Origin of the sequence: Pseudomonas bharatica (genome assembly GCF_048586865.1) — a bacterium.
In the GTDB taxonomy this organism is placed as follows: Bacteria; Pseudomonadota; Gammaproteobacteria; order Pseudomonadales; family Pseudomonadaceae; genus Aquipseudomonas; species Aquipseudomonas bharatica.
This window is the reverse complement of record NZ_JBMAWR010000046.1, coordinates 1-13469: the sequence shown is the minus strand read 5'-3', so window position 1 is coordinate 13469 and position 13469 is coordinate 1. Positions and strand designations below refer to the sequence as shown.

The following is a 13469-nucleotide window of genomic DNA, read 5'->3' as shown; positions in this document are numbered from 1 at the left end:
CCCAGAACCCCCCCCCCCCCCCCCCCCCCCCCCCCCCCCCCCCCCCCCACAGGGTCGGCGGCGTTGCTCAAAGCGCATTGCGCAGGACTACCGTGAGTTCATAGGTCTGCGGGCGCACCCGCTGTCCGGGATCCTCCAACGTCAGGCTGAGCAGCATCCGATCATCATCCCGACGAACACCGAATCGGCCAACATTGTCGACCAGCACCGCACTGCTGCCCCCACTGCCAAGCAACAGGCTCCGACCGTCGAGTCGGTAGGTCTGCTGTCGGATGGGCACCGCGAACTGGCCGGGGCCGGCGGTTGCACGGCCTTTCACAACCGTGGCGCTGGCCAGGCAATCGGTCACCAGCGTCCAGTCGGGAGCGCCAGCCAACTCGCCCCATTCGGCTGCGACCAGCGTCAGGCTGCCCAGCCCACCATCGCTCGCCGGCTCGAGCCGCACCGCCTGCGCGAATACCCGCGCCGTTTCCGCTTCGGGAAAGCTCATCGCCTCCCGACGCAAGCAACCAAACATACCAGCCATGCGAATATCCCCGGCCATCCGGTGCAGCACCAGGCGCGCATCCTCCTGCAAGCGCGCCGCCGCCTCCTGTACTTTCCAACTGTGCAAGGCCCCGATGAACACCCGGCTGCCACCGAGTATCAGCAGCAACCCCAGACTCATCGCAAGCAACACCTCGATCAGGCTGAACCCCGCCGCCCACCTCATCGTGAGACGCCCAGCTCGATGGACCGCTGCCCTCCCCCGGCGCGCTCATCGCTCCAACTGACCAGCACGCCATTTCCACGAAACACAGCGCGTCCCCCCGCGCCAGCGAAAGCCTCGACCTGACGCTGCAGTTCGGCCTGGTCACGCCCGTCGACACCCCGCGCCGAACGCGCCCGCTCCAGCATCCCGTGAGCGATGAAAGCCGCCTGGCTGACCATCCGCGCACTGTCTGTCCCTTGCACCGAACGCAGTTGCAGCCCCGCCGCCGCCAGCAGTCCCAGCGCCAGCAACGCCTGCGCCACCATCACTTCGATCAGGGTCAGCCCCCGCTGCCATTTTCTTGCCATACCCGCCTCCTGCGAAGTTTCCCCGGCACACTGCAAACCCGGCTGACTCGACATCCAGCGCAGCGCAGTTGAACCTAAGCGAAGCACTTCCAGGGAGGAACGCATGGTGAAGCAACAGGGAGTAACACTGATCCAGATGCTGTTTGCAGCAGGGCTGCTGGCATTGCTGACACCGCTGGGAATATCGGCCTACAGCAAGATGAGCCACGACCTGCAACAGCAGGCCATCGCCGAGAACCTCGCATTGGCCCTGCGCGCCACGCGCAGCGAGGCTTTGCTACGCAACCAGGTGGTCGTATTGCAAGCGTTGGAGGATGACTGGAGCAACGGCTGGCAGATACGCCTGGAACAGGGTCCGGAGCAGTTGTTACGGGAATATTCGGTCGGCGCTGGAATCAGGGTGATCGGTAATCAGCCGGTGGCGCGCAAAGTGCGCTTCAGCGGATCGGGCGTTCCTTTGCGCGAGGGCGGCGCGTTCCAGGCCGGAACCCTGCTGGTATGCGGGGCGTCCGGTCAGGAAAGGCTGTACCAGGTGCGGCTGTCGGCCAGCGGCCGTGTCAGCCTGCGCCATGCGCCGCCTGACCAGCCGCTGTGCGGCGGGGACGTCAGTTGACGGTCCGGACCCGCAATTCCTTGGGCATGGAGAAGGTGACATTTTCTTCGCGGCCATCGAGCTCCTCCGCTCCACTGGCCCCCCACTCGCGCAGTTGCTGGATCACACCACGCACCAGCACTTCCGGCGCCGAGGCCCCGGCGGTGATGCCGACCCGCTCGACACCGTCGAACCAGTTGCGCTGCAGATCCTCGGCACCATCGATCAGGTAGGCCGGGGTGGACATGCGCTCGGCCAGCTCGCGCAGGCGATTGGAGTTGGAGCTGTTCGGGCTGCCGACCACCAGCACCACATCGCACTCGTCAGCCAGCTGCTTCACCGCATCCTGACGGTTCTGGGTGGCGTAGCAGATGTCGTCCTTGCGCGGCCCGCCGATGCTCGGGAAGCGCGTGCGGAGGGCATCGATAACGCGACTGGTGTCGTCCATCGACAGCGTGGTCTGGGTCACGAACGCCAGTCTATCGGGGTTGCGCACCTCGAGCCTGGCGACATCGTCCTCGTCTTCGACCAGATAGATGGAGCCACCGTTGCTGTCGTCGTACTGGCCCATGGTGCCTTCGACTTCCGGGTGCCCGGCATGGCCGATCAGGATGCATTCCTTGCCGTCGCGGCTGTAGCGCGCGACTTCGATATGCACCTTGGTCACCAACGGGCAGGTGGCGTCGAACACCTTCAGGCCGCGCCCGGCAGCCTCCTGGCGCACGGCCTGGGAAACACCATGGGCACTGAAGATGACGATGACGTCGTCCGGAACCTGGTCCAGCTCTTCGACGAAGATGGCCCCGCGGGCGCGCAGGTCTTCGACGACGAACTTGTTGTGCACCACTTCGTGACGCACATAGATCGGCGGCCCGAAGACTTCCAGCGCACGGTTGACGATTTCGATCGCCCGGTCCACGCCGGCACAGAAGCCACGAGGGTTGGCGAGTTTGATCTGCATGAGGGACTCCCGGCTCAGACGGCCTTCACGTCGAGGATTTCCACCTCGAAGTTCAGGGTCTTGCCAGCCAGTGGGTGGTTGAAATCGACGGTCACCTGGGCATCGTCGAAAGCCTTTACCACACCGGGCAGTTCAGTGTTGGCAGCATCGTTGAAGATGACCAGCAGGCCTTCGGAAAGCTCCATGTCCTGGAACTGCGAACGCGGCATGATCTGCACGTTCTGCGGATTGGGCTGACCGAAGGCGTTTTCCGGGATCACGGTGACGCTGCGCTTGTCGCCGGCCTTGAAGCCGAAGATCGCCGCTTCGAAACCGGGAAGCAGGTTGCCATCGCCGACCTTGAACACCGCCGGGGCCTTGTCGAAGGTACTGTCGACGGTATCGCCGTTTTCCAGATGCAGGGCGAAGTGCAGGGTGACTTCGGTGTTCTGGCCGATACGGATGTCACTCATGGACAGGTTCTCCGGACTTTTTGCTCTTGAACATATCCAGCGCCAGCATCACCGCACCGACGGTAATGGCGCTGTCGGCCAGGTTGAAGGCCGGGAAGTACCAGCGGTTCTGCCAGTGCACGAGGATGAAATCGATCACGTGGCCGAGCACGATACGGTCGTACAGGTTGCCCAATGCGCCCCCGAGGACCAGGGCCAGGGCAATCGCCAGCCAGGTCTCGCCGCGCCCCAGGCGCTTGAGCCAGACCACCAGCACCGCACTGACCACCACGGCGATCAGGGCGAACAGCCAGCGCTGCCAGCCGGAGCTGTCGGCAAGGAAGCTGAAGGCGGCGCCGGTATTGTAGGCCAGGGTCCAGCTGAAGTAGTCGGGAATGACCACGATCTGCTGGTACATGCTCAGCGAGTTTTCGAAATGGAACTTGCTGGCCTGGTCGAGGACCAGGACCAGCGCGCTCAGCCAGAGCCAGGCGAGGCGGCCGAACCGCCCCGCAGACACATTAGGCATAGTGACGCACCTCGCCGTTACCGCTGATGTTGTCCACGCAACGACCGCAGATTTCCGGATGTTCCGGGTTGATGCCGACATCGGCGCGGAAGTGCCAGCAACGGCCGCACTTGGCATGCGCGGACTTGACCACCTTCAGCTTCAGGCCAGAAACCTCGGTGACCACGGCATCGGCAGGCGCTTCGACGAACGGCGCGACGCTTGCAGCGGAGGTGATCAGCACGAAGCGCAGCTCGTTGCCCAGCCTGGTCAGGTCGTTGCCCAGGGCCTCGTCGGCGAACAGGGTCACTTCGGCCTGCAGGTTGCCACCGATGGCCTTGGCCGAACGCTGGTTCTCGAGTTCCTTGTTGACGGCAGCCTTGACCGCCATCACGCGATCCCAGTAGGCGCGGTCCAGCTCGGTGCCTTCCGGCAGCTCGGCAAGGCCCTGGTACCAGGTGTTGAGCATCACCGACTCGTTGCGCTCGCCTGGCAGGTACTGCCACAGCTCGTCCGCGGTGAACGACAGGATCGGCGCGATCCAGCGCACCAGCGCTTCGGCGATGTGGTACAGCGCGGTCTGGCAGGAACGACGGGCAACGCTGTTGGCGCCGGTGGTGTACTGGCGGTCCTTGATGATGTCCAGGTAGAAGCCGCCCAGCTCCTGCACGCAGAAGTTGTGGATCTTCGAGTAGACGTTCCAGAAGCGGTATTCGCCGTAGTGCTCTTCCAGCTCGCGTTGCAGCAGGAGGGTGCGGTCTACGGCCCAGCGATCCAGTGCCAGCATGTCTTCGGCCGGCAGCAGGTCGCGGGCCGGGTCGAAGCCGGACAGGTTGGAAAGCAGGAAGCGGGCGGTGTTGCGGATGCGACGATAGGCATCGGCGCTGCGCTGCAGGATCTGCTCGGAAACCGCCATCTCGCCCGAGTAATCGGTGGCAGATACCCACAGGCGCAGGATATCGGCACCCAGGGTGTCATTGACCTTCTGCGGCTCGATGGTGTTGCCCAGCGACTTGGACATCTTGCGACCGTTTTCGTCGACGGTGAAGCCGTGGGTCAGCAGCTCGCGGTAGGGCGCGTGGTTGTCGATGGCGCAGCCGGTCAGCAACGAGGAATGGAACCAGCCGCGGTGCTGGTCGGAACCTTCCAGGTACAGGTCGGCGCGCGGGCCGGTCTCGTGGCCGATATTGTGCGAACCGCGCAGCACGTGCCAGTGGGTGGTGCCGGAGTCGAACCAGACGTCGAGGGTGTCGGCGATCTTGTCGTATTGGCCGGCCTCGTCACCGAGCAGCTCGGCGGCGTCCATCTTGAACCAGGCCTCGATGCCTTCCTGCTCGACGCGCTTGGCCACTTCCTCCATCAGCTCGACGGTGCGCGGGTGCAGCTCGCCGGTCTGCTTGTGCAGGAAGAACGGGATCGGCACACCCCAGTTGCGCTGGCGCGAGATACACCAGTCGGGACGGTTGGCGATCATCGAATGCAAGCGCGCCTGGCCCCAGGCCGGGACGAACTTGGTGTCTTCGATGGCTTTCAGGGCGCGTGCGCGCAGGGTGTCGCCATTGTTCGGCTGCTTGTCCATGCCGACGAACCACTGCGCGGTGGCGCGGTAGATCAGCGGGGTCTTGTGGCGCCAGCAGTGCATGTAGCTGTGGCTGATGGTCTCGGTGAACATCAGCGCACCGACTTCGGCCAGCTTCTCGACGATATGCGGGTTGGCTTTCCAGATGAACTGGCCGCCGAAGAACTCCAGCGAGTCGACGTAGACACCGTTGCTCTGCACAGGCGTGAGGATGTCGTCGTTGACCATGCCGTAGCGCTTGCAGGTGACGAAGTCGTCTTCACCGTAGGCTGGAGCGGAGTGGACCACGCCGGTACCGGCGCCCAGCTCGACGTAGTCGGCCAGGTAGACCGGCGACAGGCGATCGTACAGCGGGTGACGGAAATTGATCAGTTCCAGGGCCGAACCCGGGGCGGTGGCGATGACCGAACCTTCCAGGGAGAAGCGCTTCAGGCAGGATTCGACCAGCTCTTCGGCAAGGATCAACAGCTTGTCGCCGACATCGACCAGGGCATAGGTGAACTCCGGATGGATGTTCAGCGCCTGGTTGGCGGGGATGGTCCACGGGGTAGTGGTCCAGATCACGATGGAGGCCGGCTTGCCCAGGGACGCCAGGCCGAACGCGGCGGCCAGCTTGTCTTCATCGACCGCCTTGAAGGCGACATCGATGGTCTGGGATTTCTTGTCGGCGTACTCGACCTCGGCCTCGGCCAGGGCCGAACCGCAATCGAAGCACCAGTTCACCGGCTTCAGGCCCTTGAACACGAAGCCGTGCTTGACCATCTCCGCCAGGGCGCGGATTTCGCCGGCCTCGTTGGCGAAGCTCATGGTCTTGTATGGGTTGTCCCAGTCGCCCAACACGCCCAGGCGGATGAATTCGGCCTTCTGGCCTTCGATCTGCTCGGCAGCGTAGGCACGGCACAGCTCGCGGGTCTTGTCCGCCGTCAGGTTCTTGCCATGGGTGACCTCGACCTTGTGCTCGATCGGCAGGCCGTGGCAGTCCCAGCCCGGAACATAAGGCGCGTCGAAGCCCGACAGGGTCTTCGAACGGATGATCATGTCCTTGAGGATCTTGTTGAGCGCGTGACCGATGTGGATCTTGCCGTTGGCATAGGGAGGGCCGTCGTGCAGGACGAACTTCGGACGATCCTTGCCAATCTCGCGCAGCTTCCGGTACAGGCCAATACTGTCCCAACGCTGCAGGATCTGCGGTTCGCGCTGTGGCAGGCCGGCCTTCATGGGGAAGGCGGTGTCCGGAAGGTTTAGCGTGGCTTTATAGTCGGTCATTTCAGGCTCTTGGTTAGCGGTTGAGCGTGCCAATGGGCACGAGCGGCGGCGATATCCGCATCGATCGCCGACTTGAGCGCCTCCAGGGAGGCGAAGCGCTGCTCTTCACGCAGCTTGTGGTGGAATTCCACCGTCAGGCGCCGGCCATACAGATCACCGGCGAAATCCAGCAAATGCACTTCGAGGTGGGCGCTACCGTCGCCGGCGACGGTGGGGCGCACGCCAATATTGGCGACACCCGGCCACACCTTGCCGTCGATCTGCACACTGACCAGGTAGACCCCGCTCAGTGGCACGCGACGGCGCTTGAGTTGTACGTTGGCGGTGGGCGTACCCAACTGCCGGGCCAGCTTCTGCCCATGCAGGACCCGCCCGCCGATACGGAACGGCCGCCCCAGCAGGCGCTCGGCCAGGGCGAAGTCCGCCGCGGCGAGGGCATCACGCACCTGGGTGCTGCTGACCCGCAGGCCATCCAGCTCGACGGTCCGCGCCGCTTCTACAGTGAAACCGTAGCGCTGGCCGGCGTCCTGCAGGAAGGCGAAGTCGCCGAGGCGGTCGCAGCCGAAGCGGAAGTCGTCGCCGACCTCCAGATGCTTCACGCCGAGGCCGTCGACCAGGATGGTCTCGACGAACTCGTCGGCGCCAAGCTTGCTCAAGCGCTGGTTGAAGGCCAGGCACAGGACCCGATCGACCCCTTCCGCGGCAAGCAGGGCAACCTTGTCACGCAGGCGTGCCAGGCGTGCCGGGGCGGTTTCCGGGGCAAAGTACTCGCGCGGCTGCGGCTCGAAAATCACCACGCAGCTGGGCACGCCCAACTCCACCGCACGCTCGCGCAGTCGCGCCAGGATGGCCTGGTGACCGCGATGAACTCCGTCGAAGTTGCCAATGGTAGCAACACAGCCCCGATGCCGGGGGCGAAGGTTTTGAAGGCCTCGAACCAGCTGCATAACGCGCTTCTTGCTCATAAAGTGGTCGATTATAACCATACCCGGGCGCCGACGACAGGCAACAGCACCTCGCCAGCACGCCGATTTCACCAAACCGACGTCTGACCTGCGCCGCCCGTCAGTGCAGGGCCTTGCGGGCGAAGTCCCGGGGGCGGAAGCCGAACAGGAACAGGCAGCCAAAATAAGTCACTACGCCTGCGACAATCAGTCCTCCCAGGCGCAGGAAGCGCATCGGCATCTCCCCTTGTGCCCAGGGTGGCATGAACTGCATGCCGACCAGCAGCACGGCGCACATCAGCAACACCGCGATCACCAGCTTGATCAGGAAAGCGGTCCAGCCAGGCTGCGGCTCGAACAGGCGCTGCTGGCGCAGCTTCCAGTACAACAGACCTGCGTTAAGACAGGCACCGACGCTGATCGCCAGGGCCAGGCCGGCATGCTGCAACGGGCCGATGAACACCAGGTTGAGCAATTGCGTCGACATCAGGGTAAACAGGGCGATCTTCACTGGCGTACGGATGTTCTGCTGGGCATAGAAGCCAGGGGCCAGGACCTTGATTATGATGATGCCAAGCAGACCCACCGAATAGGCGATCAGCGCGCGCTGGGTCATCTGTGCATCGAAGGCGCCGAACTTGCCATATTGGAACAGGGCCACGGTCAGCGGCTCGGACAGAATCGCCAGGGCCAGGGAACAGGGCAGCACCAGCAGGAAGCACAGGCGCAGGCCCCAGTCGAGAATCTGCGAGTATTGCTGGCGGTCCTTGTTGGCGTAGGTCTTGGCCAGGGTCGGCAGAAGGATGGTACCCAAAGCGACGCCAAGCACGCCGGAGGGCAATTCCATCAGGCGATCGGCGTAATACATCCAGGACACGGAGCCGGCCACCAGGAAGGAGGCGAAGATGGTGTTGATGATCAGCGAGATCTGGCTGACCGAAACCCCCAGGATGGCCGGTAACATCTGCTTCAGCACGCGCCAGACGCCGGTATCGCGCAGATTCAGGCGCGGCAGCACAAGCATGCCGATCTTTTTCAGATGGGGGAGCTGGAAGGCGAGCTGCAACACCCCGCCGACCAGCACGGCCCACCCCAGCGCCATGACCGGCGGATCGAAGTACGGCGTGAGGAACAGCGCGAACACGATCATCGCGACGTTGAGCAGGGTTGGCACGAAGGCCGGGACCGAGAAGCGGTTCCAGGTATTGAGGATCGCGCCTGCCAGGGACGACAGCGAGATCAGCAATATATAAGGAAAGGTCACGCGCAACAGATCGGTGGTCAGCTGGAATTTCTCCGCACTGTCGACGAAACCCGGCGCAGTGGCCCAGACGATCCAGGGCGCAGCCAGCACGCCAAGTGCGGTGACCAGGGCCAGGACCAGGGTGAGCAAGCCAGCGACGTAGGCGACGAAGGTGCGGGTCGCCTCCTCCCCCTGCTGGGTCTTGTACTCGGCCAAAATCGGTACGAACGCCTGGGAAAAAGCGCCCTCGGCGAAGATCCGACGCAGCAGGTTGGGCAGCTTGAAGGCGATGAAGAAGGCGTCGGTGGCCACACCAGCGCCGAAGATGCGCGCCAGGATGGTGTCACGGACGAAGCCCAGAACCCGCGACACCATGGTGATGGAACTGACCGCAGCCAAGGATTTGAGGAGATTCATCGAAAGTTTTTCACGTCGTGGGATGAAGTGCAGGCCGAACGCCATTTGAATGTGCAATAATGCGCGCCGCGCAAAACAGGCAGCGCAAAAGCTCCCGAGTTTACAGGTCGTGCACCAGAAGGGAATCATCCCGATGGAGAGAATGACCGCCGAGCGGAACCCCGCTCGTGGCCTTGACAAGCAGTCAACTCATCGGCATGATTCGCGGCCTATTTTGTTTGCTATTTACCAAGTCTTTCGAGGAGCTCGACGGTGGCCAACTCACCTTCCGCCAAAAAACGTGCAAAACAGGCTGAGAAGCGTCGCAGCCACAACGCCAGCCTGCGTTCCATGGTTCGTACCTACATCAAGAATGTAGTCAAGGCCATCGACGCAAAAGACGCCGAAAAAGCGCAAGCTGCTTACATCCTGGCTGTGCCTGTAATCGACCGTATGGCCGACAAGGGCATCATCCACAAGAACAAGGCTGCTCGCCATAAAGGCCGTCTGAATGGCCACATCAAGGCGCTGAAAGCTGCTGCCTAAGCGACAAGCTTGTTAAAGAACCGGCCTCAGGGTCGGTTTTTTATTGCCTGCGATTTCTTCCATCGCTAGTTGAAAGAGGCCCGGACGCTTCATGCACCCGGGCCTGCCTGGTTACTTGCCGATAGGAATCTTCGGCGCCCACTGCAGCCATTCATCTTCGGCCTTGTCGAACAAGGCGAAGGTCTGCTGCGGCAGGGCGGGCTTGCCCATCTGCTCGCCTTCCGGCGTGGCGAAGGCGATCCCACCCTGGATCATGGTTTCCAGGGACTCGGTCCGGATCGTCGCACCCTTGATCAGGCCGAATTCGAAACCAAAGCCGCTGGTATTCCAGAACCGGCTGCCACCGCGAACCAGAGCTGCGTATCGCGGCTCGATCAGGATATGGATGAGCACGCGGTCAGCGGTCTGCCCCAACTCGAAGCCCGTCACCTTGCCTACGGGGATCTCCCGATAGGTCACCGGCACCCCCGGCTTGATCGAACCACGCCTCGGCGCACTCAAGACCAGCGCCAGGCCTTCCGGCGGCCCGATGACTTGTGGCGCCTCCAGCAGGGCCGTGAACTCGCGCTGCGGCCCTTTGTTCTGGGCTGCCGGTTGAACTTCCAGGTATTGTCCGGTTATCAGGGTGCCCAGGTTCTCCGTCTTGACGATCCCCAACGCCGGCTTGACCACCCAGAACTGCGTACCTACTCGAGCGATACGTTCGGGGACCTCGGTAATCCGCGCCTTAAGCAGCACCGACTGCAAATCGGCACTAAGATCGACGGCCTCGATCTTGCCGACATCCAGCCCCTTGAATCGAATCGGCGTGCCGACTTTCAAACCATCGGCGTCGGCAACCTTGATCGTAATCGGGATACCCGAAAGATTGGCTGCCTCCTGGCTTTCATGCAGGCGGAAGGTAGGTATCCGGCGCTTGAGCGGGACGTTGGGCGTCGGGGTATCGAAGGAAATACCGCCCGCCATCAGGCTTTGCAGCGACTCGCTCTTGAGCTGGATGCCCGACAAGCCGCCCGTGAGCGTAATGCCACTGGCATTCCAGAACCGCGTCGAGCCGTTGACCAGGCCGGCATACTCCGGCTCGATATGCACACCTATCAGCAGACGCTTCTGGTGTTTACGGGAGAACTGGTAACTCTGCACGGTACCAACCTTCACCTGGCGGTAAAGGATAGGGCTGCCGACTTCCAGCGATCCGAGATTTTCGGTGAACAGCACGAGATGCAGGCCAGGCGACTTGAGATCGAGAGGTGGCGCCTTGGCCCGGGCCTCGAACTCGCGCTGCGGCGAGGCGCCCTTGTCGCCCGGCCGTACCGCGATGTAATTACCCTTGACCAAGGCCTCAAGGCCGGTGATGCCCGCAAGGGAAATCGACGGCTTCACTACCCAGAACTGGGTGCCCTGCACCAGGTAGTCCTCGGCCAGGGGATCGAGGGTCAGTTCGGCCATCGCACTGTTAAGATCGGACTCGACCTTCAGCGCTTTCAGCGTACCGACCTGGATACCCTTGTACATCACTGGCGTGCGACCGGCCTGCAAACCTTCGAAGTCGCTTAGCTTGACCTTCACCCGAATACCGGCCTGGGCCGCATCGAAATCTTCGTAGAGGCGGAACGGCAGGCTCGGATCCGTGGGCGGGCTGTCCTTGCGGTATTCCGGCGTGGCGAAGGCGATACCGCCGGCAACAATGCTGGCCAGGGACTCGCTGCGAATCTTGACCCCCGACAGGCTGGCGTCGACACTGACCCCGCTGGCATTCCAGAACCGCGTGTGCTTGCGCACCAGCGAGGCATAGGCTGGCTCGATAAAGACCTTGATCTCCACCGTTCCCTGGTCTTCGGCCAGACGATAGCTCTTCACCCGACCCACCTGGATCTGCTTGTAGAACACTGGACTATCACGGTCGAGCGAGCCGAGGCGATCGGCCTTCAGGGTCAGGTGCAGGCCCGGCTCGCTATCGGACAGCGGCGGCGCTTCCGGCAAGGCGACGAAATACCTGGTCGGCTCGCCATCGCCCGGGCTGACGGCAATATAGTTACCCGAAACCAGGGTCTCCAGCCCCGTGATACCCGCGAGCGTGACGCTGGGCTTGACCAGCCAGAAACGCGTATTGGTCAGCAGATGAGGCTCTGCGGCGGGATTCATTTCAATGGTGGCGACCACTCCCGCATCACTACCCTTGGCATCCAGGACCAGGCTCTTGACCTTACCGACCGGCATCCCCTTGTAGACCACCTCGGTCTTGTTGGCGACGATGCCGTCTCCGCTCTTGAAACGGACCTCGATATTCACCCCCGAGTCCCGGTAGGCCTGCCAGCCAAGCCAGCCGCCAATGACCAGGGCGATCAGGGGCAAAATCCAGATAGCCGACCAGTTCGAAGCTGGGCGGGTTCTAGCCGTAGGCAAATCGTCACTCATGGTCGTCATCCGACTCCGTGTTATCCCAGATCAGTCGGGGATCGAAAGTTACTGCTGCGAGCATCGTCAGTATCACCACGCTGGCAAAGGCGACGGCGCCCAGGTTGGCTTCGACGCTGGCAATGCGTCCGAAATTCACCACCGCGACGAGAATCGCAATGACGAAGATATCCAGCATCGACCACCGCCCGATGAACTCGATAAAGCGGTACATCAGGATGCGCTGCCGAGCGGATAGCGGCTGGTGGCGCTGCACCGAATAGAGCAGCAGGGCGATACCGACCAACTTGAAGGTGGGCACCAGGATACTGGCGATGAATACGACAGCCGCGATCGGCAGCATGCCGTGCTTCATCAAGGTGATGACCCCGGACATGATGGTGTCGGGGCTACCCTGCCCCAGGGTACTGACGGTCATGATGGGCAATACGTTGGCCGGAATATAAAGAATCGCCGCGGTAATCAGCAACGCCCAGGTACGGACAAGACTATTGGGACGGCGGGCATGCACGATCGCACCGCAGCGGGTACACACCTGTGAACTGGACTCAGGCTGCTGGCGGTTGAGTTCATGACACTCGCAACAAATAAGGATCCCGGCATCAATCGCCCGCATGCAGGTCTTCTCCCGACAACGCCACCCAGATCTGGTGTGGCGACATGACTATTTCCAACCAGACCTGGACAAGCAACAGACTGATAAAGCACAAAAGCCCAAGACCCAGACTCAGTTCGGCCAGGTCCACCAGCTTGACGATAGCCACCAGCACACCCATGAAGTAGACCTCGAGCATGCCCCAGTCGCGTAGATGGTGATAAATACGGTAGAGCAGCAAGCCATAGCCTCTTCCGACATTCCAGCGAATGCTCAACAACACGGCAAGCTGGCATAGCAACTTAAGTAGCGGAATTGCCATGCTGCAGAGAAATACCACCACGGCAACGCCACGCATCCCGGAATCGTAGAGGCCGAGCACGCCACTCCAGACGGTGTCGTCCGAATTCTGCCCCAACAAATGGAGATGCATGATTGGCAAGAAGTTCGCCGGGACATAAAGCATCAATGCCGCGAGGACCAGGGCAAGGCTCCGCTCTACGACCTTATGCCGGTGGGCATACAGCTCATAGCCACAACGGGGGCACACAGCCTTCTCATCGCGCTTGAGTACAGGCTTGCGCATCAGCAGGTCGCACTCGTGGCAGGCCACCAGTTCGTCCAGCGGCAGATTGGCAAGCGGCCGGGAGTCGGCAGGATCGGACATAGGAAAATTCTGAATGACGGCGTCGAGGTCTATTCTAGTGCGCCGCTCGGGTTTGTGGGGAAGCCGGAAAGACAAAACCCCTACCTGCATAAGCAGATAGGGGTTTCGGAATTGAATCTTGACGATGACCTACTCTCACATGGAGAAGCTCCACACTACCATCGGCGATGCATCGTTTCACTGCTGAGTTCGGGATGGGATCAGGTGGTTCCAATGCTCTATGGTCGTCAAGAAATTCTGTGTGCCAACTCGTCTTTCGACGCT

At 62.2% G+C, this 13469-nt stretch carries 14 protein-coding genes and 1 rRNA gene; 3 read left to right on the top strand and 12 right to left on the bottom strand.

Annotated elements, in window-relative coordinates; translation table 11 throughout:
- Nucleotides 1–67 precede the first annotated feature (67 nt).
- A complete protein-coding gene (locus tag ACKLLE_RS26925) occupies nt 68–667 on the bottom strand; it encodes a PilW family protein (protein ID WP_420059580.1) in 600 nt (199 codons plus the stop codon).
- A gap of 41 nt (nt 668–708) precedes the next feature.
- Nucleotides 709–1059 (bottom strand): type IV pilus modification protein PilV, encoded by a 351-nt coding sequence (pilV, locus tag ACKLLE_RS26920; RefSeq protein ID WP_420059579.1) that lies wholly within the window; start codon nt 1057–1059, stop codon nt 709–711.
- Between the two features lie 103 nt (nt 1060–1162).
- Here pilV and ACKLLE_RS26915 point away from each other — a divergent pair, with 103 nt between their 5' ends.
- On the top strand, nt 1163–1672 hold the full coding sequence (locus ACKLLE_RS26915) for a GspH/FimT family pseudopilin (protein ID WP_420059577.1): 510 nt from the start codon (nt 1163–1165) through the stop codon (nt 1670–1672).
- Here ACKLLE_RS26915 and ispH read toward each other — a convergent pair.
- The 5 genes from ispH to ribF are packed head-to-tail and all read right to left on the bottom strand — an operon-like array spanning nt 1665 to nt 7343.
- The gene (ispH, locus tag ACKLLE_RS26910) at nt 1665–2612 is read right to left on the bottom strand and encodes a 4-hydroxy-3-methylbut-2-enyl diphosphate reductase (protein ID WP_064304371.1); all 948 of its coding nucleotides are present in this window, start codon (nt 2610–2612) and stop codon (nt 1665–1667) included. The genes ACKLLE_RS26915 and ispH overlap by 8 nt on opposite strands.
- Before the next feature lie 14 nt (nt 2613–2626).
- On the bottom strand, nt 2627–3064 hold the full coding sequence (gene fkpB / locus ACKLLE_RS26905; protein ID WP_009403525.1) for an FKBP-type peptidyl-prolyl cis-trans isomerase: 438 nt from the start codon (nt 3062–3064) through the stop codon (nt 2627–2629).
- On the bottom strand, nt 3057–3572 hold the full coding sequence (gene lspA, locus ACKLLE_RS26900; RefSeq protein ID WP_009403526.1) for a signal peptidase II: 516 nt from the start codon (nt 3570–3572) through the stop codon (nt 3057–3059). Before lspA ends, fkpB begins: the two co-directional genes overlap by 8 nt.
- Nucleotides 3565–6396 (bottom strand): isoleucine--tRNA ligase, encoded by a 2832-nt coding sequence (ileS, locus tag ACKLLE_RS26895; protein ID WP_064304369.1) that lies wholly within the window; start codon nt 6394–6396, stop codon nt 3565–3567. The genes lspA and ileS overlap by 8 nt, the downstream gene beginning before the upstream one ends.
- Complete coding sequence (ribF, locus tag ACKLLE_RS26890; protein ID WP_009403528.1) at nt 6393–7343, bottom strand: bifunctional riboflavin kinase/FAD synthetase; 951 nt, start codon at nt 7341–7343, stop codon at nt 6393–6395. Before ribF ends, ileS begins: the two co-directional genes overlap by 4 nt.
- Between ribF and ACKLLE_RS26885 the strand changes: the two genes are divergently transcribed.
- Nucleotides 7251–7448, top strand: coding sequence for a hypothetical protein (locus ACKLLE_RS26885; protein WP_420059581.1), 198 nt, complete (start codon nt 7251–7253; stop codon nt 7446–7448). The two genes, ribF and ACKLLE_RS26885, sit on opposite strands and share 93 nt — an antisense overlap.
- A 13-nt stretch (nt 7449–7461) precedes the next feature.
- Here ACKLLE_RS26885 and murJ read toward each other — a convergent pair whose 3' ends face one another.
- Complete coding sequence (gene murJ, locus ACKLLE_RS26880; protein WP_420059575.1) at nt 7462–9000, bottom strand: murein biosynthesis integral membrane protein MurJ; 1539 nt, start codon at nt 8998–9000, stop codon at nt 7462–7464.
- 252 nt (nt 9001–9252) lie between these two features.
- Here murJ and rpsT point away from each other — a divergent pair, with 252 nt between their 5' ends.
- Nucleotides 9253–9525, top strand: coding sequence for a 30S ribosomal protein S20 (gene rpsT / locus ACKLLE_RS26875; RefSeq protein WP_009403531.1), 273 nt, complete (start codon nt 9253–9255; stop codon nt 9523–9525).
- Nucleotides 9526–9636: 111 nt separating this feature from the next.
- Here rpsT and ACKLLE_RS26870 read toward each other — a convergent pair whose 3' ends face one another.
- The 4 genes from ACKLLE_RS26870 to rrf all read right to left on the bottom strand — a co-directional run bounded on the left by ACKLLE_RS26870 (nt 9637) and on the right by rrf (nt 13437).
- Nucleotides 9637–11952: a PqiB family protein gene (locus tag ACKLLE_RS26870; protein WP_420059574.1), complete on the bottom strand. Its 2316-nt coding sequence runs from the start codon at nt 11950–11952 to the stop codon at nt 9637–9639.
- Entirely contained in the window at nt 11936–12559 is a 624-nt protein-coding gene (locus tag ACKLLE_RS26865; RefSeq protein WP_009403533.1) for a paraquat-inducible protein A, read from the bottom strand. The genes ACKLLE_RS26870 and ACKLLE_RS26865 overlap by 17 nt, the downstream gene beginning before the upstream one ends.
- Complete coding sequence (locus ACKLLE_RS26860; RefSeq protein ID WP_420059573.1) at nt 12546–13205, bottom strand: paraquat-inducible protein A; 660 nt, start codon at nt 13203–13205, stop codon at nt 12546–12548. Before ACKLLE_RS26860 ends, ACKLLE_RS26865 begins: the two co-directional genes overlap by 14 nt.
- 116 nt (nt 13206–13321) lie before the next feature.
- Nucleotides 13322–13437: ribosomal RNA gene (rrf, locus tag ACKLLE_RS26855) — 5S ribosomal RNA — on the bottom strand.
- Between the last annotated feature and the right edge of the window lie 32 nt (nt 13438–13469).

Coding starts and splice junctions, on each gene's coding strand:
- ACKLLE_RS26865 (WP_009403533.1), bottom strand. CDS start 12,559: ATGCGGGCGATTGATGCCGGGATCCTTATTTGTTGCGAGTGTCATGAA.
- fkpB (WP_009403525.1), bottom strand. CDS start 3,064: ATGAGTGACATCCGTATCGGCCAGAACACCGAAGTCACCCTGCACTTC.
- ileS (WP_064304369.1), bottom strand. CDS start 6,396: ATGACCGACTATAAAGCCACGCTAAACCTTCCGGACACCGCCTTCCCC.
- ACKLLE_RS26915 (WP_420059577.1), top strand. CDS start 1,163: ATGGTGAAGCAACAGGGAGTAACACTGATCCAGATGCTGTTTGCAGCA.
- ACKLLE_RS26870 (WP_420059574.1), bottom strand. CDS start 11,952: ATGACGACCATGAGTGACGATTTGCCTACGGCTAGAACCCGCCCAGCT.
- ACKLLE_RS26925 (WP_420059580.1), bottom strand. CDS start 667: ATGAGTCTGGGGTTGCTGCTGATACTCGGTGGCAGCCGGGTGTTCATC.
- pilV (WP_420059579.1), bottom strand. CDS start 1,059: ATGGCAAGAAAATGGCAGCGGGGGCTGACCCTGATCGAAGTGATGGTG.
- ribF (WP_009403528.1), bottom strand. CDS start 7,343: ATGCAGCTGGTTCGAGGCCTTCAAAACCTTCGCCCCCGGCATCGGGGC.
- ACKLLE_RS26860 (WP_420059573.1), bottom strand. CDS start 13,205: ATGTCCGATCCTGCCGACTCCCGGCCGCTTGCCAATCTGCCGCTGGAC.
- ispH (WP_064304371.1), bottom strand. CDS start 2,612: ATGCAGATCAAACTCGCCAACCCTCGTGGCTTCTGTGCCGGCGTGGAC.
- murJ (WP_420059575.1), bottom strand. CDS start 9,000: ATGAATCTCCTCAAATCCTTGGCTGCGGTCAGTTCCATCACCATGGTG.
- lspA (WP_009403526.1), bottom strand. CDS start 3,572: ATGCCTAATGTGTCTGCGGGGCGGTTCGGCCGCCTCGCCTGGCTCTGG.